19 protein-coding genes are annotated in these 19498 nt (G+C 73.7%); 8 read left to right on the top strand and 11 right to left on the bottom strand.

Annotated features, from left to right (window positions below; all coding sequences use genetic code 11):
• Nucleotides 1-120 precede the first annotated feature (120 nt).
• The 3 genes from AB0O40_RS24445 to AB0O40_RS24435 form a co-directional block, all read right to left on the bottom strand.
• Nucleotides 121-1740 carry a beta-1,3-glucanase family protein gene (locus tag AB0O40_RS24445; protein WP_365045521.1) on the bottom strand — a complete coding sequence of 540 codons (1620 nt, stop codon included), beginning with the start codon at nucleotides 1738-1740 and terminating at the stop codon, nucleotides 121-123.
• A gap of 146 nt (nucleotides 1741-1886) precedes the next feature.
• A complete protein-coding gene (locus AB0O40_RS24440; protein ID WP_365045518.1) occupies nucleotides 1887-3161 on the bottom strand; it encodes a sensor histidine kinase in 1275 nt (424 codons plus the stop codon).
• Between the two features lie 130 nt (nucleotides 3162-3291).
• Nucleotides 3292-4335 (bottom strand): FUSC family protein, encoded by a 1044-nt coding sequence (locus tag AB0O40_RS24435; RefSeq protein WP_365045515.1) that lies wholly within the window; start codon nucleotides 4333-4335, stop codon nucleotides 3292-3294.
• A gap of 275 nt (nucleotides 4336-4610) precedes the next feature.
• Here AB0O40_RS24435 and AB0O40_RS24430 point away from each other — a divergent pair, with 275 nt between their 5' ends.
• Nucleotides 4611-4916, top strand: a complete 306-nt coding sequence (locus AB0O40_RS24430; protein WP_365045513.1) for a hypothetical protein — start codon at nucleotides 4611-4613, stop codon at nucleotides 4914-4916.
• Nucleotides 4917-5012: 96 nt separating this feature from the next.
• Nucleotides 5013-7208 (top strand): FUSC family protein, encoded by a 2196-nt coding sequence (locus tag AB0O40_RS24425; protein WP_365045510.1) that lies wholly within the window; start codon nucleotides 5013-5015, stop codon nucleotides 7206-7208.
• A 75-nt stretch (nucleotides 7209-7283) separates the two neighbouring features.
• Here the strand turns inward: AB0O40_RS24425 and AB0O40_RS24420 are convergent, their stop codons facing one another.
• The 3 genes from AB0O40_RS24420 to AB0O40_RS24410 all read right to left on the bottom strand — a co-directional run bounded on the left by AB0O40_RS24420 (nucleotide 7284) and on the right by AB0O40_RS24410 (nucleotide 9456).
• On the bottom strand, nucleotides 7284-7958 hold the full coding sequence (locus tag AB0O40_RS24420; RefSeq protein ID WP_365045507.1) for a class F sortase: 675 nt from the start codon (nucleotides 7956-7958) through the stop codon (nucleotides 7284-7286).
• Nucleotides 7955-8752 carry a hypothetical protein gene (locus tag AB0O40_RS24415; RefSeq protein ID WP_365045504.1) on the bottom strand — a complete coding sequence of 266 codons (798 nt, stop codon included), beginning with the start codon at nucleotides 8750-8752 and terminating at the stop codon, nucleotides 7955-7957. Before AB0O40_RS24415 ends, AB0O40_RS24420 begins: the two co-directional genes overlap by 4 nt.
• A gap of 245 nt (nucleotides 8753-8997) precedes the next feature.
• Nucleotides 8998-9456, bottom strand: a complete 459-nt coding sequence (locus tag AB0O40_RS24410) for a YbhB/YbcL family Raf kinase inhibitor-like protein (protein ID WP_365045501.1) — start codon at nucleotides 9454-9456, stop codon at nucleotides 8998-9000.
• Between the two features lie 195 nt (nucleotides 9457-9651).
• Here AB0O40_RS24410 and AB0O40_RS24405 point away from each other — a divergent pair, with 195 nt between their 5' ends.
• From AB0O40_RS24405 to AB0O40_RS24385, 5 genes are all read left to right on the top strand, one after another.
• Nucleotides 9652-10095 (top strand): cupin domain-containing protein, encoded by a 444-nt coding sequence (locus tag AB0O40_RS24405; protein WP_365045498.1) that lies wholly within the window; start codon nucleotides 9652-9654, stop codon nucleotides 10093-10095.
• A gap of 171 nt (nucleotides 10096-10266) precedes the next feature.
• Complete coding sequence (locus AB0O40_RS24400; RefSeq protein WP_365045495.1) at nucleotides 10267-10587, top strand: GYD domain-containing protein; 321 nt, start codon at nucleotides 10267-10269, stop codon at nucleotides 10585-10587.
• Nucleotides 10588-10984: 397 nt separating this feature from the next.
• Complete coding sequence (locus AB0O40_RS24395; protein ID WP_365045493.1) at nucleotides 10985-11443, top strand: SgcJ/EcaC family oxidoreductase; 459 nt, start codon at nucleotides 10985-10987, stop codon at nucleotides 11441-11443.
• Nucleotides 11444-11650: 207 nt separating this feature from the next.
• Nucleotides 11651-12811, top strand: coding sequence for a serine hydrolase domain-containing protein (locus AB0O40_RS24390; RefSeq protein WP_365045491.1), 1161 nt, complete (start codon nucleotides 11651-11653; stop codon nucleotides 12809-12811).
• 37 nt (nucleotides 12812-12848) lie between these two features.
• Nucleotides 12849-13610, top strand: a complete 762-nt coding sequence (locus AB0O40_RS24385; RefSeq protein WP_365045488.1) for an SDR family NAD(P)-dependent oxidoreductase — start codon at nucleotides 12849-12851, stop codon at nucleotides 13608-13610.
• A gap of 159 nt (nucleotides 13611-13769) precedes the next feature.
• Here the strand turns inward: AB0O40_RS24385 and AB0O40_RS24380 are convergent, their stop codons facing one another.
• From AB0O40_RS24380 to AB0O40_RS24370, 3 genes are all read right to left on the bottom strand, one after another.
• Nucleotides 13770-14435, bottom strand: coding sequence for a hypothetical protein (locus tag AB0O40_RS24380; RefSeq protein ID WP_365045486.1), 666 nt, complete (start codon nucleotides 14433-14435; stop codon nucleotides 13770-13772).
• Between the two features lie 40 nt (nucleotides 14436-14475).
• A complete protein-coding gene (locus tag AB0O40_RS24375) occupies nucleotides 14476-14919 on the bottom strand; it encodes a hypothetical protein (RefSeq protein WP_365045484.1) in 444 nt (147 codons plus the stop codon).
• A 414-nt stretch (nucleotides 14920-15333) separates the two neighbouring features.
• A complete protein-coding gene (locus AB0O40_RS24370; RefSeq protein WP_365045526.1) occupies nucleotides 15334-16383 on the bottom strand; it encodes a hypothetical protein in 1050 nt (349 codons plus the stop codon).
• A 215-nt stretch (nucleotides 16384-16598) separates the two neighbouring features.
• On the opposite strand from AB0O40_RS24370, the gene AB0O40_RS24365 reads away from it, so the two are divergent.
• Complete coding sequence (locus tag AB0O40_RS24365) at nucleotides 16599-17702, top strand: hypothetical protein (protein ID WP_365045481.1); 1104 nt, start codon at nucleotides 16599-16601, stop codon at nucleotides 17700-17702.
• Between the two features lie 111 nt (nucleotides 17703-17813).
• Here AB0O40_RS24365 and AB0O40_RS24360 read toward each other — a convergent pair whose 3' ends face one another.
• Both AB0O40_RS24360 and AB0O40_RS24355 read right to left on the bottom strand, forming a co-directional pair.
• Complete coding sequence (locus AB0O40_RS24360; RefSeq protein ID WP_365045478.1) at nucleotides 17814-18053, bottom strand: cold-shock protein; 240 nt, start codon at nucleotides 18051-18053, stop codon at nucleotides 17814-17816.
• Between the two features lie 192 nt (nucleotides 18054-18245).
• Nucleotides 18246-19442, bottom strand: a complete 1197-nt coding sequence (locus AB0O40_RS24355; RefSeq protein WP_365045475.1) for an acyltransferase — start codon at nucleotides 19440-19442, stop codon at nucleotides 18246-18248.
• Nucleotides 19443-19498 lie beyond the last annotated feature (56 nt).

The raw sequence follows: 19498 nt of genomic DNA, 5'->3' as shown, positions 1-19498 counted from the left end.
CAGAGTCCGCGGGGGACGGTTCTGCGCCCCCTCGACCAGCAGCTCCGCCACGGCCTTCACCGGACTCCTCCGCGGAGTCCGGCGACCCGGGGCCCGGGCGTCGACGGGGTCGGGGAGCGGTCAGCTGCCGACGGTCAGGGTCAGGCTGGTCGGAGCGTCCGGGTTGGGCAGGGCCACGAGCGAGTCCTGGCTGTTGACGTCGTCGTAGGCGAAGCCGTACGCCTTGCCGTCGAGGCTCTCCTTGTGGAAGAAGGCTGCGTACGCGTTGAACGTGGTGCCCTTCTTGTAGTAGGTGCTGGCGTCGTTCCAGGTGGCCGGGCTCTCCTGGGCGACACCGCGGTTGAAGGCGGCGCACAGCCGGGCCTCGACGGCCTTCTCCGTGTCGTTTCCGTCCGCGAGGCTCCCGGCGCACCCGGTGACGTCGGTGGTGGACGGCTTCTTCACCTGGAAGGTGTCCGAGCCGCCGCCGACCGCGGTGAAGGTGAGGGGACCCGTCCCGTCGGAACCGGTGTCGCCCTTGTACGTCGTGTTGCCGACCGTGAGCTGGAAGGGGGTGGTCCCCCCCTTCTTCCATCCGGTCCACGCCTGGGCGATCGCGCTGTCGAAGTACTTCCCGTACGTGCCGTCGGGCTGGAAGCCGGTGGCCGACCGCGGTGCGGTGATGCCGTTCGCGCCGACGAGCGACGAGAAGGCGGGGTTGTCCTTGGTGAAGTCCTTGTAGTCGGCGATGACCTGCGCAGTCGACTTGTTCTCGATGCCGACCTTCTTGTCGACGCCGGAGGAGTCCTGCTTGAGTTCGAGCTTCATGGGGATGGCGAAGCCGTCGACCTGGGTGGTGTTGCCACCGAAGGCTACGGAACCGTTCTCGAAGGTGTACTCGACGAAGTCGAGCACGGGCTTGTTGCTGTCGGTCGGGGCGTACTGCACGTAGCCGGAGTCGCTCGTGCCGCCATCCGCCGCGGGCATGTGCAGCGGCTCGTGGGAGACGAAGATCCGGCCGCCGAAGTGCGCAGGGAGCTCGACGGTGTAGCCCGCATCGCTCTTCTTGAGGTCCGACAGCTTGATCGACATGGTCTTGTCGGCCGCCGTCGCCCCGGGCTGGTCGGTGACCGGCTTCACCGTGCCGTCCGCGGTCACGTAGGAGTAGTGCTTCGGGCTGGCCTGACCGACGACGGTGACGTAGTCGCCCGCGTTCTTGTCCACGATGTTGAGGGGGAAACCGCCCTTCCCGTCGGGCGGCGTGGGCGGGGCGACCGGCTTGCCGTCCTGGTCGAACGCGCCCGACTGCTTCTGGCCGCCGGGCAGGTCGCTCGGCTGGTACACGAAGTAGTAGGTGAACTTGCCCGTCACCGGGGCCGTGGTCGTCCAGGTGCCGTCGGCGCCCTTGGTCATCCGGATGCCCTGGGGCTGGCTCGTGCCGGCGGGCACGTAGTCGACGTCGACCCAGTTGAGGTCCACGCCGGGCTTGGGGTCCTTGAGGCCGAACGACCAGGTGGTGCCGGTCTGGTCCGTGCTGACCTTCTGGGTGAAGTCCTGGTCCGCGTCGGCGTTGGTGGCGGCCGGGGCCGCGGGCGCGGTACCGGTCGCGGCCGCCGGCGGGGCGTCGGCCGCATGCGCCAGGGCTGCGCCGCCGATCGAGACGACGGGTACCGCCAGGAGCAGCGCGGCGCACGCGGCGGTGCGCAGGGTACGGCGGCTGGGGCGTGCGGGACCGGAGGGGGCGGTCGGGCGAATGGACATGACGTTCCTTCGTGTCGGACGGTGTCTGCCCTTCAACGGATACTCCGCCACCCACCGCGAGGGCCTGCGCCAACGGACAAGCGTGGGGACGCCGTCCGACGGCCCAACGTCATGCGCCGTACGCGGGACCGCCTCCTCCGGCGGGGTCAGCGCACGCCGGCCACCGGGAGCTCGACGGTCACCGCGGTCCCGTGGGGTTCCACGGCCTTCAGGGTGAACCTCCCTCCCATGCCCTCGGCCCGGACCCGTTGCGAGGACATCCCGATGTGGCCCGCCTTGGCCTTCGCGGCCAGTCGGCCGGGCGGGATGCCCCTGCCGTCGTCGGCGACATCCAGCCGCACCACGTCCTCGTCCGCCTCCACCCGCACCCGGACGTGCTGCGCCTGCGCGTGTTTGACGATGTTGGAGAGGAACTCGGCGGCGGCTCGGAAGACCAGTTCGTCGACGGGGGTGGGGCCGGCGCTCCGGAAGGAGAACTCCACCTCGAAGCCGCCCCGTAGCGCCCCCTCCTTGAACAGGGCCCGCAGGGCGCTTTCCAGGCCGGCCAGCTCCACCTGGTCGGGGTGCAGCTCCGTCACGGACGAGCGGAGCTGGCGGGCCGCGTCGGCCAGGGCGGACTCCAGCCGGGTCAGGTGCCCGGTGAGGTCCTCGCCCGGCCCGGCCTCGCCGATCTCCTCCGCGTCGAGCTTCGCCGCGAGCACGCTCTGCAGGGCGCCGTCGTGGAGCACTTCGGAGATCCTGCGCCGCTCGTCCTCCTCCAGCGTGATCACCTGGCTCAGGAGCACCGCGCGCTGCCGGACGAGGCCGGCGATGGTGGAGACCCGGGAGCGCTGGAGGGCCGAGAGGAGCACGCAGCACGTCGACACCATCGCGATGAAGCAGGCATGGGTGATCAGGTAGACCCAGTCGGGCGCGGGGGCGGCGGCGATCGCCCCCCCGATGTACGCGCTGAGCGATGCGACGCTGGCGAAGACGGTGACGTACGGGACCAGCTGGAAGGCGGCGACGAGGGGCACCAGGAAGTACAGGTCGTCGAAGAGCGTGATGTAGTTCGAGGTGTCCTTGGGGAAGCCGCCCGAAAGGACCAGGACCGTGGTGATGGCGGTGAGGTCCAGGATCATCGGCCAGAACGCGACGTGGAGCGGGGACATCCGGTCCCACCACGCCAGCAGCAGGAGCAGGTTGACCGCGCCGTAGCCCCACATGATCGCGTAGACGACCGCCGGATGCTCACGGGGCGGAAACACCGTCATGTTCATGGTGAACAGCGCCAGCATGGCGACGATCCGGAAGGCGCTCTGGATGCGCAGGGCGCGCCAGGTGTTGTCCCGCATCAGGGCGTACACAGAGGCGCCGGGTACCAGGTCCGGACGCCGGAAGGACGGTCGCCCGAACCGGAGCGACCCCATGCTCCACGTCATACGACCTCCCGGTCCGGCACCCCATTATCCCCGCCCCGTGCCCGCCCCGCCGCCCGGTGGCGGGCGGGTGGGCGGGGCCGCGACATCGCCCGCCGGGGCGGATGCGCCGTCGTCGGTCCGGTGGCGGGGTTCAGCCGTCCGGGGCGTGGTCGCCGAGCTCGTCGATGATGCGGACGAACGGGCGGCGCAACACCACGACGGCGGGCCGCGCGTCCGTGTGCACGTAGTCGAGGAGCGCGGCCCGGACGGTGGCCGAGGCGGGCCCCGGGTCGCCGCCCGACAGCGACTGCCGGATCGCCTCGGCCGTCGGGACGGCGATCTCCGAGAGCCGGGTGCCGGTCTCTGCGAGCAGGGGTGCCAGGCCCTCCCGGCCGGCGAATCCGGTGATCTCCCGGGCCAGGATCAGGACGTGCTCGGCGAGCCGGCCGGCCCGCTCGACGGCCTGTGTCAGCTCCGCCACCTCCCGGCCGTGGTGCCGGCGCAGGGGATTGAAGCGCAGCAGACGTGCGGTCTCGCGGGCCCGCGCGGCGTGGGCGCGGACCACCGCGCAGTGCTCGGTGGTGACGGTGAGGTTCTCACGGGCGGCCACGGGCCCCGTGCCCAGGACCGCCACGCAGTCGTCGAGGGCGGCGGTGAGGCGGGTCCGGCAGTCGTAGGCGAGCCGGGTCAGGACCCGGCGCGGGTGCGGCGGCCAGAGCAGGGGCGCGAGCACGACGGTCACCACACCGCCGACCGCCGTCTCCCACAGCCGGTGGAAGCCGTAGGCGTCGGGGGAGGGGTTGGCGAAGACCAGCAGTGAGGAGACGGCGACCTGGAGGTTCAGCCCGCCGGCCCGCACGATCATGCCCAGCGCGAGTCCCGCGGCCAGCACCAGCGCCAGCGCGGCGGTCGACGGGCGGACCAGATGGAGGACCGCGATGCCGAGCAGCACGCCCGCGAAGACGCCGAGGACGCGTTGGAACGACACGACCAGGGCGTTCATCGGATCACCGCGCAGGGCCACCAGCGGCACGATCGCCGCGTAGACCGGCGGCTGGTCGGCGCCGAGCCAGAGCGTCACCTGCCATCCGACGACGGCGGTGACGAGGATCCGGGCCGCGGCGGGTCCTTCGGCGGCCACGATCGTGCGGATGCGCTCCGAGCGCGTCGGGCCGGGGGTGTCCACGCTGCTCATGTGCCGTCCTCGTGGGAAGAACCGTAGGGGCAGTGTGGCCTCCGGCGGCCCCGAGGCGTACGAGGCGTACGGAGCGTCGCGGCGGAGCACCGGACGGAGCACCGGACGGAGCACCGGACGGAGCACCGGACGGGGGCGCAGGACGCGGAGCCGCCGCAGCAGCCTTCCCCGACGGCGCGCGGGGTCCGGTACCGCCCACCGATCGGAGGATGACGGCCCGGACCCCTCCCCGGACGATGACGGAAGGACGCACCCGCGCAGGGCAGGAGGCCCCGATGACCGTTCGCACGTGGTGGAGCCGCCGCCGGCGCCGGCCCGTGCCCCCCTCGAGGGAGGCGCGGCACTGGCAGGCCGCGGTGTCGGCAGCCGACTGGTGCGTCACCCGGGCCTACCACGGCGGGTACTCGGGAGTCCCGTACGAGGTGACCGTCGAGGACGTGCGGCTCTGCGCCGACCAGGACTTCGGCCGGCCGGACGTCACCGCCGACCAGGCGGCCGCCGCCATCCGGCAGCGCTGGTACGCCCGGCGCTGCGGGTGGCACCTGCAGACCGACGCCTTCGACCGGGCGGACCGCCCGTGAGGCCGGCGGGCCGCCCCGCCGGCACGGCCACCGCCCGCCCGGACGACGGCGCCGCCGCACCCGGAAGGCGATGCTCCGTCATGTGACGATGGAGCCATGAGCAGTCCCCCCGGACGACGGGGCCGACTCCGCTTGTTCGCGTTGTTCGCGCCCGTCCCGGGCAGCCGGCCCGCCGCCGTCGGCGGCCTCGTCAACGGGGTGGCGGTCGCCCTCCCGCTGCTGGCCGGCATCGCCGCGGGCGACCCCGGAGCGGGGGCCTGGGCCTGCCTGGGCGGGTACCTCGCGGCGTTCACCAACAAGGGCGGACCCCGCGGCCGCCGCACCCTCGCACTGGTCACCGCCGCCCTGGCCGACGCCGCCGCCTTCGCCGCCGGAGAACTCGTCACGGGCCTGTTCCCGCTCGCCCTCGTCCTGCTGGGGGCCCTGGTGTTCCTGGCCGGCCTGGGCGACGCGGTCCACCCCGCGGTGGGCCGGCTGGGCACCATGCCCACCACCGCGCTGGTGGCCGGCTCGGCCGCCGCCGCGGCGGCACCCGGCTCCGGCCGCACGGCCCTGCTCGTCCTGTGCGGCGGGCTCTGGTACGCCGCCGCCACCGCCCTGATCACACCCCCGCCGCGGCTGCGCGACGTCCTGGCCCGCGTCGCCGAGCCCTACCGCGAGACCGGCCGCCACCTGACCCGCATCGCGGCCGGCACGGCCGGTACCCCGGAGGACTACGCCCGGACCGCCGCCTCGCTGGACCGGGCCGGTGCCGCCGTACGGTCCCTGCACGGCGAGGGCGGTGACGACCGGCTCGCCGCGCTCCTCGACCCCCTGGTGGGACACGCCACCGCCCTGGCCGACCTGACCCGGGCGGTGCACGCCACCGGCCCCCCGCCCGCGGGGACCGCCGAGGCCTTCGACGCCGCCACCGGCGCGCTGGCCGGCCGGATCGCCCGCCTGGCCGGGCTCCTGACCCACCGGCGCGGCAGCGCACCGGCAGGCCCGGACCCCCACCCCGCCCTCGCCGGACTCGACGCGGCCTGTGACGCCCTGCGCCCGCTCGCCGCAACCGGGCAGGTGTCCTATCAGGCACTGTCCCGAGCCGGACACCGCCGCCGCCTCCTGGCCCGGATCGCGGACGAGGCGGACCTCGCCGATGCGGTGGCCGCCGGCCTGCCCGTCGCGCCCGGCGACCGGGCCCGTCCCGCCCCCGGACCGCGTCCCGCGTTCGACCGGGCCCGGCTGCGCGCCGCGTTGGCACCCGACTCCGCCGGCCTGCGCCACGCCCTGCGGACGGCCGTGGTCGCCTGCGGCGTGTTCGCCCTGGTCCGGGCCTGCGGACTCGGGCACGGCGAGTGGGCCGTCCTCGCGGTGCTGCGGGTGCTGCGCCCCCGGTACGGGGACACCCTCGAACGCGCCTGGCAGCGCACGCTCGGCAACCTGGTGGGCGGGACCTGCGCCGCGCTGCTCATCATGGGCGTCCGGGAGCCGGTCGGGCTCGCGGCCGCGCTGTGCGCCCTGATCGTCCTCGGCTTCACCGTGCGGCCCGTCAACTACGCCTTCTGGGTCGTCTTCGGAACCCCGCTGGTGCTGCTCCTCGGGGACGTCTCCCATCCCGGGGACTGGCGGTCGGCGCTCGCCCGGATCGCCATGACGCTGCTCGGCAGTGCCGCCGCCCTGCTCGGCGGCTACCTGCTGTGGCCGACCTGGGAACAGGGGCGTCTCGCCGCGCGGGCCGAGGAGGCCACGGCCGCGGCCGCCGCCCACCTCGACTCGGTCCTGGGCCGGTTGCTCGCACCGCCGCCGGCCGTCGGGGCGTCCGCGGGCGGCCGCACGGGGGCCGGGGACCCGGTCCGCACCGCCGCCGAGCGTGCGCTGGCCGCACTGCGGGACGCCGAGCAGCAGGCCCGCCGCGAACCGCACCACGACAGCGCGGACGTCGACCGGGCGGCAGCCACCGCCGACACCCTGTACGACCTGGCCCTGGCCCTGGCCGCGCTGGCGGCCCACCCCCCGCCCGCGGTGCCCCGTATCCCCGCCCTCGCCGGGTACGCGGCCCACGCCGCACCGGCCCTGACGGCCCGTACGGCGGACGAACGCAGGGAACGGCTCGCCGGGCTGGCCGACGCGCTGGAGGAGATGCGGCTGTACATGGAGGAGCTGCACGTCCGGCGGCAGCGGGAACTGGCGGCCGGACGGTCACGGGCGGAGACGCCGGCCCGTGTCGCGGTCCGGGAGGACGGCCCCGTCGTCGAGCTGCTCGCCGGGATCGCCCGTCGGATCGGGGAGCTGCCGCCGCACCGGCCCTGACGACGCGTCGAGCGGCCCCCGCCAGGGCGGGGGCCGCTCGACGCCGGTGTCGGCCGCCGGGGTGCGGCGGCCGGTTCAGGGAGTGGTGGAGGTCAGGTCGGCGTAGACGACGAGGTTGTCGAGGTAGCCGCTGCCCACGGTGGTCCCGGCCGGGACCGCGCAGGTCACCAGCCGCAGCTGGGGAGTGCCGGTGGCCCCGTAGACGGCCTGGGAGGGGAACCGGGACTTGGGGTAGACCTCGGACTTCGTCACCGTGAAGACCGCGGTGCTGCCGTCGGCCCGGACCGTCTCGATCCGGGCGCCGGGCCGGAGCTCGTGGAGGCGGTAGAAGACGCTCTTGCCCAGGCTGCCCACCGTGACGTGGCCCAGCAGGACGCTGGCACCGGTCTCGCCGGGCGTGGGGGAGCCGTCGTACCAGCCGACGGGGGAGTCCGCCTCGATGGGCGGCACCTCGACCGTGCCGTCGGCGGCCAGCCCCAGCGCCTCGACCCTGCTGTCCACGCCGATCGAGGGGATCTCGATGCGCTCCGGCACGGAGCGGGCCATGGCGGGCGGCCGGCCGGCCCCCGCGGGGGCCGTGGCGGCCGGGGTGCCGTCGTGCCGGGTGAGGGCGAGGGCGGCCAGCACGGCCGCCACCAGGACCAGGACGGCGCCGCTCCACAGCCACCGGGCCCGCCGCCGGCCGCGGCCGGGGGGTGCCTGCGGCGTCCCGGCGGGACCGGGCGCCGGCGGTGCCGGGTAGCCGCTCACCGCTTGTGCACCCGCAGCCAGCGGCGGCCCAGGAATCCGGCCGCTCCGACGGCTGCCGCGAGGCCGGCGCCCTCACCGGTCTCCCGGAGCGGGCTCTGGTGCCCGCCGCCGGTCACGACACCGGTGTCGGGCGCGCCGTTGGGGATGTGCGGGGTCACGGGCGCCGCCGTGGGCGTGGGCGTGGGCGTCGGCGTGGGAGCGGGCGGCGTGTAGGGGGTCGCGACGGAGAAGCTGGTGGAGAACTGCTGGCTGACCGGAGGGGCGCCGGGGATCGTGCTCTTGGCCGTACACGTCACGGTGACCGGGTACGTCGTGGGCTTCGGGGCGAGGTCCGGCAGCACCTGCGCCGTGGCCGCGAAGTGGGCGGGGTCCGAGGCGGTGATCGTCGCCTGCCCGCCCGCGAAGGCGTTCGAGGTGATCGAGTCCACGGCGATGGCCCCCGAGGGGCAGGTACCGGAGAGGTTGAGGCTGTCCGGGGTCAGGATCTGGTGCCGGCCGAGCGCGGTCGACTTGATCACGAGGGACCCGGGGGTGGTGGTGCCGGGGTCGGTCGTACCCCCGCCGCCGAGGGGACCGCCGCCGTCGGTGCCGGACCCGTCCGCGGCCGTGCCGCCGCCCGAGCCGCCGCCGGCACTCGTCCCGCCGGTCGTGGGAGCCGTGGCGGTGCCGGGCGCGGGCGTCGCGGTGCTGCTGGTCGCGGGCGTCGCCGCGAATGCCGGTGCGGCTGCGGGGAGGAGCAGCGCAGCCGCTCCGACGGCGGCTGTCGCGATGCCCGTTGCGATGATCGACCTCATGCCCTGTCTCCTTCTGAGCGCGTTCCAGGCCGGATCCCCGATGGAGGCGCCTGTGTGTCGCGAGGGACACTCTTCGCCTGGTAGGGGGGTCCGGTCATGGACCGATCGGAGGACCGGCCGGTGGATACGCGGTCGTGGAGGGTTCCGCCGGGGGAGCGGGCCGATCCGCGGACGACCGCTCCCGGCGGGCGCGGGCCGGGCACCCGCGCCGGGCCGGGGACGTTCCCGCTCCGGCCCGCCCGCGGTCAGTCCCGCCGGAAGAGGCCGGTCAGTACCGCCTGCTCCAGGACGTGACCGGTCATGGCGGCCTCCAGTTCCGGCCGCCCGGCGGTGTCCGGGAGGTCGAGCACCGTGTCCAGTGCGTACAGCGTGAAGACGTACCGGTGGGTGCCGTCGCCCTGCGGCGGCGCGGGTCCGATCCAGGTGTTGGTGCCGCGGGTGGTGCGGCCCACCACGGCCAGGTGGTCGTCCCCGCGGAAGAGGCGTTGCTGACCCGCCGGGATGTTCCACAGCACCCAGTGGTCGAAGTTGCCGTCCGGGCGCCGGTCCCGCGGTACGTCCGGATCGTGCACCACCAGCGCCAGGCTGACGGCCCCGGCGGGCACGTCGCCGAACAGGAGGGGCACGGGGGACTCGTCGCCGTCCACGGAGTGTTCGACCGGGATCCAGCCGCCGTCCCGGAAAGCCGTGCTTTCGATCTTCATGTCGCCATGGTGTCCCCGAACGGGCCGGCCGGCCCGTCGGGACGGCCCCCGGGCCGGTCCGCGCACGGGGGCCGGTCCACCCGGGCGGGGGCGTCGCCGTCCGCCCCCGCGTCCCCCGGCCGGGGGACGCGGCCGGCCGCGGTCCGCGCGGATGCTGGGGGTACCGTCCAGCACGTTCCGAACCGGAGGCCCCGGATGCCCGCGTCGCCCGCCCCCCACCCGGCCCGGGCCCCCGAGCCGTCCGTCCTGCCGGCTCCCGGCCGCGAGGCCGGGGAGTACGGCGGGGGCGAGCGCGTCCCCCTCGCCCAGCAGCTCGCCAAGGGCACCGCCCGCGAACCCATCGAGCTGCACGTCGAAGGCGTCGCCGAGGTCCTCATGCGCAGGATCGCCCTTCCGGTCGGCGGTGCCACCGGGTGGCACTACCACCCCGGGGACCTGCTCGCGGTCGTCGAACAGGGCGAGCTGACCCACACCGATGCCCATGGCAGGACCCACCGCTACGGGCCGGGGGACGCCTTCCTGGAGCCCCGCGGCTCCGAGCACGTCCACGAGGGCCGCAACACCGGTGGCGACGAGGTCGTCCTCCACGTCACGTACCTCAACCCGTCCGCGGGTCCGCTGGCCGTGCCGGTCGGCTGACTCCGGGTCAGCACCCGGTCCCGGTGCCCGTCGGCCGGGACCCTTCACACGGGCCGGCGGAGGAGTGCCGTACGGCCGGGCGGGTGGGAGATCCGCTCCACGGAGGAGAACCACGGGGCGTCGTGCCATACGTACATGCACATGCCCGTACGGACGAGAGGAAGTGAGCCGATGCCCAAGTACCTGGTGCACGCCACCTACACGGGAGAGGGCCTCCAGGGCCTGGTCGCCGAAGGCGGCAGTGGGCGGCAGCGGGCCGTGGAGCAGGTGCTCGCCTCCGTCGGGGGCAGCCTCGACTGGATGTCCTTCGCCCTGGGGCAGGCCGACCTGTACTGCGTGGTCGACGTCCCCGACCAGACGGCCATGGCCGCGGTGGCGATGGCGGCGCGTTCCTCCGGGGCGGTGGTGTCCTGGGTGGTCCCGCTCCTGAGCGTCGCCGAGATCGACGAGGCGGCCAGGAAGACGGTCGAGTTCCGGCGGCCCGGGGCCTGAGGCACGGCACGGGCGGGACTGTGCTGAGCGGGTCTACTCACAGACTGGTTACTGCCGGGTCTTTCACCCCGGAGAGCGGTTGCCGCATCAGCCGTGCATGCTCCTCATGTCACGGACGGTCCTGCACCGAGCTGCCTGTTCTCTTGTTCCGCACTGCATCCGGTGTGCGCTTTCGACGCTACGGGCCGCGGCCGTCGGGGCGGATGCCCCGACCGGCCGGCCCGACGGGGGACCGGCGCATCCCCCATCGGGCTGCCTCGGCCGGTCCGGCCCGAAGGCGGGCATAGTGGGACTGAACACCCCGAGGGCACCGCGGGCGCCGGGCGACGCCGACGGAACGGCGCGTTGCCGGACCGCGGCAGCCGCGCCGGTACGGGACGAGCCACCAGGAGGAGCGTTGACCGGGGACCGCGCAGCCGACGAGGAACAGATCTGGAACCAGATCCTGGCGATCGCAGCCGGGTTCAAGGCGAACGACGCCGCGGTCTTCTCCGACGTGTACGCGCACGACGCGGACTGGACCAACGCCTTCGGGACGACCCGGCACGGCCGCGAAGAGATCGTCTCCTACCTGCGCAGGCTGTTCGCGGACCCCCGGTTCGCCGCCGGCAGGCCCGTCGGCCCCCCGCAGGCGAAGCTGCGCTGGGTGACCGACGACGTCGCGGTCGTCACCACGTACATCGAGCGCGAAGGCCAGCAGACCACGTCCGGCGAGGTCCTGCCGACCCGGCGCAACCACTCGATCAAGGTGCTCCAGCGCCAGGGCGACCGCTGGCTCGTGGTCTCGGACCTGTACATGGACGCCCGGGACGAGCAGACCCTCGCCCCCGGGGACGCCCCGGAGCCGGGCCGGTAGCTCCCGCCGGGAGCGCCCTGCGTGTGCCGGGGGTGCGCCTCACACGTCCCGTCCGGACCTGCCGGACTTCGCCGAGCCGGTTCGGCGGCTGACGACCGGAGGTCCCCCGATCCGGGCCCCGGATATCCCCCGGCAGGGCGCCGTTCGGGGGGATGCCGGGGCGGCGCACCCCTTCCTAGGCTGACCCGGCTGTCAGAGGTGGTGCTGATGAGGGAGCAGGTCTTGGTCGCGGTCGAGGGCATGTGTGACGTCCGGTTCGAGCCGGTGAGGGCGGTGCTGCAGGAGCAGCTGCGCTCCGGTGCCGAGCTGGGGGCGTCCCTCCACGTCGACGTGGACGGCGAAGCCGTCGTCGACGTCTGGGGCGGGTTCCGGGACACGTCCCGGACCGTGCCGTGGACGGCGGACACCCTGACCAACGTGTGGTCGACCACGAAGGCCGTCACCTCCCTCGCGGCGCTGGTGCTGGTCGAGCGGGGGCTGCTGGACGTCGACGCCCCCGTGAGCGCGTACTGGCCCGAGTTCGCGGCCAACGGGAAGGAGGACGTCCGCGTCCGCCACATCCTGTCCCACACCTCCGGCGTCTCCGGCTGGGAGCAGCCCTGCACCCTGGAGGACGTCTACCGGACCCGGTCCGCGGCCGCGCGGCTGGCGACCCAGGCACCGTGGTGGGAGCCGGGCACGGCGTCCGGCTACCACGGCATGAACTTCGGCCACCTCGTGGGCGAGCTGGTCCTGCGGACCACCGGACAGTCGCTGACCTCGTTCGTCGCCTCCGAGCTGGCCGGCCCGCTGGGGGCGGACTTCCAGATCGGGGCGCGTCCGGCCGACTGGGACCGGATCGCCGACCTCGTCCCGCCCGCCGTCGACCCCCACGCGTTCGACGAGATAGACCCGGCGAGCACCATGTACAAGACGCTGACCAGCCCGGGCGCGAGCGCCGAGGTCGCCAACACGGCCGGCTGGCGCCGCGCCGAGATCGGCGCCGCCAACGGGCACGGCACGGCGGCGGGCATCGCCCGCCTGCTGTCCGTGGTCTCGCGCGGGGGAACGGCGGGCGGGGTGGACCTGCTCTCGCCGCAGACGATCGACCTCGTCTTCGAGGAGCAGGCACACGGCACCGACCTCGTCATCGGGCTCCCCATGCGCTGGGGCATCGGTTTCGCCCTCCCCGAGGCCCGGACCTTCCCCTACATCCCCGACGGGCGGGTGTGCTTCTGGGGCGGATGGGGCGGTTCCGTCATCGTGATGGACCTCGACCGTCGCCTGACGCTGGCCTACACCATGAACCGGATGGGCGGCGGGGTGGTGGGTTCGGAGCGTACCGAGGCGTACGTCAGGGCCGTCTACGACGTCCTCGCGGGCACCTGACGTGCCGTACGCGGCCCACGACACGGAGGAGCGGGACATGAGCGGACGACTGCAGGGGTCGGTGGCCCTGGTCACCGGCGCGAGCAGCGGGATCGGCGCGGCGACCGGCCGGGCGCTGGCGGCACAGGGAGCGGCGGTGGCCCTGGTGGCACGCCGGGCCCACCGGTTGGACGAACTGGTGAAGGAGATCGAGGCCAGCGGCGGCCGGGCGCTCGCGATCCCCTGTGACATCACCGACCGTGCCGGGGCCACCGCCGCGGTGCGGCGGACCGTCGACGCGTTCGAACGGCTCGACATCGTGGTCAACAACGCCGGGCAGATGCTCCTGGGCGAGTTCGCCGCCGCACCGGCCGAGCTGGCCGACCGCATGGTCGGGCTCAACGTCACCGGCCTCCTGAACGTCTCCCGGGCGGCTCTGCCGCACCTCGTCGAGGCCGCCGCGGACGGCGGCCGGGGCGTGGCCGACCTGGTGAACATCAGCTCGGTCGCCGGGCGCAAGGCCGTCGCCGGCGGCGCCGTCTACGCCCTCACCAAGTACGGGGTCGTGGGCCTGTCCGAGGGCCTGCGCCAGGAACTGGCCGGCCGTCAGGTCCGCGTCACGGTGGTGGAACCGGGCGCGGTGGCGACCGAACTGGCCGACCACCTCGCCCCGGAGATCCGGGACCGGATCCTGCGAGGGATGGAGTACGAGCCGATGGCACCGGCCGACATCGCGGAGACGATCGCCTTCGCCGTCACCCGGCCGCGCCACGTCGCCGTCAACGAAGTCCTGGTCCGGCCGACCGGCCAACTCCTGTGAAGCACCCGGTACGTACGCCGGGGGCGGACCGTCCCCCCATGGAACGGTCCGCCCCCGGCGGGGTACCGGCCGGCTCCTTCGAGCCGCCCGGCGGGGCGCCGGCGGCGGATCGTCCCCCCACGGAACGATCCGCCCCCGACGGGTATCAGGGTGTGCGCCCTAGCTGCAGGACGCGCTGACGGTGGCCGTGCCGTTCGCCGTGCGGCCCGGGACCTTGACCCAGCCCGACGTGCTGGAGACCTCGGTGCACTCGGAGAACCGGCCGTCGGTGACGGCGGCGGTCATCAGCGCGCGCGCCTGCGCCAGGGCGCCCCGCGGGTCGCCGGCCGAGCCGGTGAAGGTCTGCAGGCCGGCGACCCGCGCCCGGCTGATCCAGCCGTTGGTGACGCTGGCGACGACGCGCGCCGAGCCGGGGTCCGCGAGGCTGCCGTAGCGGACCTCCGTGCGGCGCAGGCCCAGGTCCGGTGCGAAGACCGCCCCGCTCCAGCTGCGGACCGTGTGGACGAGGACGTCGTCACCGACGGAGAAGGACCCGGCGGACTCCTCGGCGTCCGGGTCGTACAGGAAGAAGACGCCGCCCGGCTCGACGACCGGATCGGTGTCGACCCGGAGCATCCAGGTGGTCCCGCCGGTGATGGTGCGCACCGGCGTCCAGCGGAGGTTGTCGAGCTCTGCGCCCGCCATGGTGCTCACGCCGTCGCCGGCCGGGGAGGAGACCGCGGGGGCGGCGGCAGGCGACGGGGCGGCGAGTGCGGCCGGCGCGCCGAGCCCTGCGATGACGGCCGCGGCGGCCAGGGCGAGGGTGAGGCTGCGGGGGTTGGACATCGTTGCTTCCTTGTCGGTGGTGTGATCGGGAGGGTGCGCGTCAGGAGAAGAGCTTGGCCGCGGAGCCGATGAACGTGCCGGCCCAGGGAGCGGCGGGGTCGCCGTACATCACCTGCACCAGGCGCTGACCGGGGGCCATCCGGAAGCTGACGTCGTGCCAGTCGGCGGCGGTGGTCGCTCCGTCCGCCATCGGCACGGGGCTTCCGGTGAGGACGTCGAGCACGAAGTACTCCCCGCCGGTGCAGCCGCCGGGCTCCTGGGTGAGCGCGTAGGAGGCGTAGGCGTTGGTCTTCGGGGCGTCCGACCGGTAGCGGGCGCGCAGGTCGGTCAGCGCGTAGTGGTCGGCGGTGGTCACCGTCTGCCGGGCCGGTGCGGCACAGGCCGCCGCCGGGGCGGACGCCGCCTGCGCCGACTGGAGACCGAGGACTCCGGTGGCGGCTACGGCGGCCGCGACGGTGGCCAGGGTCTTGTACGTGGTGCGCACGGTCTTACCTCGTCTCGCTGCGGAAAGGGGTTCCGCTCGGGTGGGGTGTCGCCGCGGGGCCGGTGGTGGGACGGCCGGGCCGCGGCGTGATCACCGTGCCCAGGCCCACTTCGGCCCGCGCAATCCCGTCGACGCGATCCGGCCACCCGGATCCGGCTCGGCGGGCCGTCTCCGAGCCGCGGGGACGCGTGCTCCGAGCCGTCCGGCCGGTCCCGCGGCACGCCCTCGACCCGTCCAGCCGCCGGGTTCCCAGCGAGATCCCTTGCGATCGTATGTGACTGAATTTGGTCGCTGTTTTTCTCTCTTTGTTCGTTATAAGAACACTCGACCGTGGTGGCGAGGCCTCGCAGGTGGCCGTCGCAACGATGCGTGGAGGAGGCCGCCCGGCGGTGTCCGGGGCGGCCCCTGCGGCGCCTAGCGGAACGACTGGTGGTTCTCGACGCGTCCACCCGGGCTGTTGATGTTGTTCGCGGTGCCGATGTTGTTGTAGACGGTGAAGATCCCGTTGAGGCTGATCGGGAGGACCGACCCCCCGCCTCCGCCGCCCCCGCACCCGCTGCCGGTGACCGTGACCGTGCTGGCGGCCGTCCGGACGCCCACGGAGTCCTGGACGTTCACCTGGTTGGTGACGCTCCCGCACGGCGCCGAGGCGGGCACGGAGACCACCACCGTGATCGTCGCGCTGCCGCCGGGCGGCAGCCCGGCGGCACTGGAGCACGTGACGTCCTGACCGGCGTTCGAACACGTGAAGCCGGCGGGCGCCGTGACGCTGCTGACGGGAAGGGCGGCCGGGACGGCGTCGGTGACGGTCAGCGACGAGGTCGGCGTGGTCCCCTGGACGTTGCCGATGACGATCTCGTACGTACCCTGGCCCCCCTGCGTGAACTGGCCCTCGACATGACTCTTCGCCACCGTGGGCCGGGCGAGACCCGGGCAGCCGGGATAGAGGACGGGTGTGGGGTCCTCGGCGACCAGCACCGTGACCGGCTCGGGCGAGTCGAGGTCACGCTCGAAGACCTGGTTGACCGGCACGCACTCCAGCGGCTCGGGCGGTTCGGGCGCGACGGCCACCGTGACGGTGAACTGGGCCGTCTGCTGCGATTCCAGCGTCCCGACGAGGAGGCAGCCCACGGTGGTGGGATTGACGGCGCAGTTGAACAGCGCCCCGCCGTCTGCCGCCGTGGGCGTCATGCCCGGCGGCAACTGGTCCAGCAGGGCCAGCTGGGTCAGCTGCGGCCCGGAGTTGGTGACGGTGATCGTGTACGTGCCCGACCCGCCGGGGGCGAACGCCAGGGGGCGTGGCTCTTCGTCACGACGACGTCCGACTGCGCGTGCGCCGGGCCCGCACCCGCCGCGATCGGCAGGACACAACCCAGCGCCATGACCAGTCCCATCAGGATGCGACGGCCCTTGAACGGTTTCACGTCTCCTCAGTTTCTGCGCGGTGGGGGGAAGGTGGCCCATGGCCAACGCCCGCACCCGGATCCCATCGACGCGGATGCGCACGAACCACCCGTCCGCCACGGGAGTCCGCCCGTTCGGCCGCGCAAGGGGGAGGACGCCCCGGCCGGAGTACTAGTACCGAAGGCAGGACGTCCGGGTCATATCCCGCCGGGCGCCGGGGGCTGCACGCTCTGCGCAGGCACGAAGCAGGCCCCTCCCACCATGCTGGAGCACCCTTGAACCGCAAGAACGCCGTTTCGGTACTCGCCGCGCTGACCGTCCTGTCGGCGTCCGGTGTCGCGCAGGCCGCAGACACCGCTCCGACCGCCAGTTACTGCCACTACAACGGCACCCTCAGCTGTTTCAAGACCTTCCGCGAGCTCGTGAACGCCGCGTCGTTCGGAGCGGTGCAGGACGCCCCGCTGACGCCGCCCGGCGGGGCCGCCGCGACGCTCGCCCTGAGCGCGCGGATGGAGAAGGGGAACAAGTACCTGTCCTCCATGCACTTCGCCAACCCGGACTGGACGGGGAACGTGCTCTCCATAGCCGCCAACGGCTGCAAGGGCGACATGCCGCTGCCGGCCGTCATGAACTTCCACGTCATCAACTCGGCCTTCGACAACCGGGTCAACTCCGAGGTCGGCATGAACGGGTGCCAGGTCAGCCCGGCGGCCGACCCCAACCACACGGGGTACGTCGGGCACGCCCGGCCGATCGGCTGGCACAACTCCGGAACGGCCCTGTACAACCAGATCACCTCGGTCTCCTACTACCGCACGCCCACCCGGGACGAGGCCGCGAAGGCGTGCCAGAACGGGACCGCGAAGTGCACCCTCGACGCCGGGGCCTCCTCCTCGATCGTCACCGGTGAGAGCAAGGCCGTGGCCTTCAGCACCAACTGCACCTCCGTGCTCCAGAACCGGGCGCTGTGGTGGGAGACGAGCGTGGCCAACGAGGAGTCGATGCAGACCGAGTACGGGCAGAAGCTCACCATCGGTCTGGAGTTCGGCGACCTGAAGACCGGCATCGAGGCCTCCTTCGCCCAGCGGTACGGGCACTCCACCACGAACACCACGACCTTCAAGCAGCAGGACACGGTGAACATCCCGCCGCGGACCCGGAGCATCCTCTACAAGACCCCGGTCTTCGAGGTGCTCTCCGGCTCGGCCACGGCGGAGATGAACGACGGCGGGGCGATCGCGACCCTGCCGTGGACCGTCAAGCAGGCCGTGGCCGACGGATCCGACGGCCTGACCTGGGACGAGGTCCCGCTGACGGCGGCGGAGCTCAAGAACACGGCCCTGTGCCCGATGTCGGGAGGCGTCACCCGGGCGCTCTGAGCCGGGCCCGCACGACGAGGACCCCGCCGCCGGCAGGACGAGTCATCGTCACGCCGGCGGCGGGGTCCCCTGCCGTCGTCAGGCCGCCGGGCACCGGTCCCGGCGGGGGCCTCAGCCCCGGCCGAGGGGGCCGCCGGTCTCCGGGAGGGGAGCGACGACCACGTTCACGGCCTGGAGGCCCTTGGGGCCCTTCTCCACGTCGAAGGTCACCCGGTCCGCTTCGTTGAGCGACCGGAAGCCCTTGCCGATGATGGCGCTGTAATGGACGAAGACGTCGGCGCTGCGGTTCTCGGGGGTGATGAAGCCGAAGCCCTTCTCACCGTTGAACCACTTGACTGTTCCTGCTGGCATTGCGTTCCCACTTGCTGGAGGTTGTCGAACCGGCGTGCCCGGGGCCGAAGTGCCCCGCACCCGGCCGGTTCCGATGCCCCCATCCCACCGCGTCCATCCCGCCGCCGCGCCCCCCTCCGGCCAGGAGACGGGGCAGTCGCACGGGCACCGCAGCGGCCCGGGCCGCCTGCCCCGGGCCGGGGCCTGCCCCGGTCAGCCGGTCGCCCGGTGCAGCGCCCGCCCGCGCCGGCCCCCGCGCTCCAGCCGGGCCGGCAGGTGCGCGACCAGCCAGCGGTTGGCCGGCTCCTCGACGTACCGGTGCGTGGCCCAGGCCAGCACGGTGATGACGAGGCCCATCCCGAGGAAGGCGAAGAGGGCTCCGTCGTTGTCGGCCGTCCGGCCGAACTCGTACGTGGCCCAGCGGCTGACGGTGTGGTGGATCAGGTAGAAGCAGTACGACCAGACACCCAGGTTGACCAGGGCCGGCCTGTTGAGCAGGCCGCGCCGGCCGGCGATCTCCCGCTGTACGAAGGCCAGCATGACCAGGGCGGCCAGGACGGCGATGACCGGCCGGAGCGAGTAACCGGCCTGCTGGCTCCAGGTGTCGGAGAGCCGGGGTATCCACCGGTAGTACGCGTACGTGTACGCGGCCAGGGCCAGCAGGGGCACCGCCGGGTGCAGCCGCGGCCGCCAACCGCGCCTGACGGCCACCGCGAGGGTGATGCCGACCAGGAACTCCGGCAGGTGGTAGGGCGGGGTGCGGGCGATCCAGGCGGCGAAGGCGGCGGGGTGGTGGGCACCCGCCAGGTTGCTGACGAGGACCATGGAGGCCAGACCGGCCGCGGTGAGCACCACGAGGCTGCGGGTGCGCAGGCGTACCAGGAACCGGGCGGCGAAGGGGAACAGCGCGTAGAAGAGCAGTTCCACGCTCAGGGTCCAGGTGACGGGGTTGCCCGGCAGGCTCGGCCGGCTGTTCGGGAACCAGTTCTGCACGAGGAAGAGGGAGGACACCAGGCTTCCCCAATGGGTCCGCTGATGGGCCATCACGTAGAAGACCAGGTAGGCGGGGACCGCCGTCACCAGCGTGGCCGGCCAGATCCTGGCGATCCGCCGCCAGTAGAAGGCCCCGGCGCTCTGCTCGGGCTTGTGGGTCCAGGTCAGGACGAAGCCGGACAGGACGAAGAAGAACGTGACGCCCTGCGCGGCCATCTGGGAGTACGGGAAGACCAGGGGCGCGGTGCCGTACCCGGTCTTGTCGCCGATGCCCGTGAAGTGGTGCAGGAAGACACCGAGCGCGGCGAAGAACCTGAGGCTGGTCAGGCAGTCGAGGCGGCGCGGCAGGGCGCCGGGGGCCGCAATCGTGCCTCTGACCGGTGCGGAGTGCTTCGCTTCGATGAGGCCGGTCGTCATGGAGGTGCCTGCTTCCGGGGTCGTCGGTCAGAGCGGGGGGCGGGCGGTCTCGTCGT

The sequence above is a fragment of the Streptomyces sp. NPDC089919 genome, from assembly GCF_040684615.1.
Taxonomy (GTDB): Bacteria; Actinomycetota; Actinomycetes; order Streptomycetales; family Streptomycetaceae; genus Streptomyces.
The sequence above is the reverse complement of the archived record's forward strand: the minus strand, read 5'-3'. Positions and strand labels throughout refer to the sequence as shown.

What these genes read in the sequence shown, in the direction of transcription:
- AB0O40_RS24435 (WP_365045515.1), bottom strand. Translation starts at nt 4,335, where the DNA reads ATGAGCAGCGTGGACACCCCCGGCCCGACGCGCTCGGAGCGCATCCGC.
- AB0O40_RS24440 (WP_365045518.1), bottom strand. Translation starts at nt 3,161, where the DNA reads ATGACGTGGAGCATGGGGTCGCTCCGGTTCGGGCGACCGTCCTTCCGG.
- AB0O40_RS24410 (WP_365045501.1), bottom strand. Translation starts at nt 9,456, where the DNA reads ATGAAGATCGAAAGCACGGCTTTCCGGGACGGCGGCTGGATCCCGGTC.
- AB0O40_RS24370 (WP_365045526.1), bottom strand. Translation starts at nt 16,383, where the DNA reads ATGGGCCACCTTCCCCCCACCGCGCAGAAACTGAGGAGACGTGAAACC.
- AB0O40_RS24390 (WP_365045491.1), top strand. Translation starts at nt 11,651, where the DNA reads ATGAGGGAGCAGGTCTTGGTCGCGGTCGAGGGCATGTGTGACGTCCGG.
- AB0O40_RS24400 (WP_365045495.1), top strand. Translation starts at nt 10,267, where the DNA reads ATGCCCAAGTACCTGGTGCACGCCACCTACACGGGAGAGGGCCTCCAG.
- AB0O40_RS24430 (WP_365045513.1), top strand. Translation starts at nt 4,611, where the DNA reads ATGACCGTTCGCACGTGGTGGAGCCGCCGCCGGCGCCGGCCCGTGCCC.
- AB0O40_RS24445 (WP_365045521.1), bottom strand. Translation starts at nt 1,740, where the DNA reads ATGTCCATTCGCCCGACCGCCCCCTCCGGTCCCGCACGCCCCAGCCGC.
- AB0O40_RS24355 (WP_365045475.1), bottom strand. Translation starts at nt 19,442, where the DNA reads ATGACGACCGGCCTCATCGAAGCGAAGCACTCCGCACCGGTCAGAGGC.
- AB0O40_RS24425 (WP_365045510.1), top strand. Translation starts at nt 5,013, where the DNA reads ATGAGCAGTCCCCCCGGACGACGGGGCCGACTCCGCTTGTTCGCGTTG.
- AB0O40_RS24380 (WP_365045486.1), bottom strand. Translation starts at nt 14,435, where the DNA reads ATGTCCAACCCCCGCAGCCTCACCCTCGCCCTGGCCGCCGCGGCCGTC.
- AB0O40_RS24360 (WP_365045478.1), bottom strand. Translation starts at nt 18,053, where the DNA reads ATGCCAGCAGGAACAGTCAAGTGGTTCAACGGTGAGAAGGGCTTCGGC.
- AB0O40_RS24385 (WP_365045488.1), top strand. Translation starts at nt 12,849, where the DNA reads ATGAGCGGACGACTGCAGGGGTCGGTGGCCCTGGTCACCGGCGCGAGC.
- AB0O40_RS24415 (WP_365045504.1), bottom strand. Translation starts at nt 8,752, where the DNA reads ATGAGGTCGATCATCGCAACGGGCATCGCGACAGCCGCCGTCGGAGCG.
- AB0O40_RS24405 (WP_365045498.1), top strand. Translation starts at nt 9,652, where the DNA reads ATGCCCGCGTCGCCCGCCCCCCACCCGGCCCGGGCCCCCGAGCCGTCC.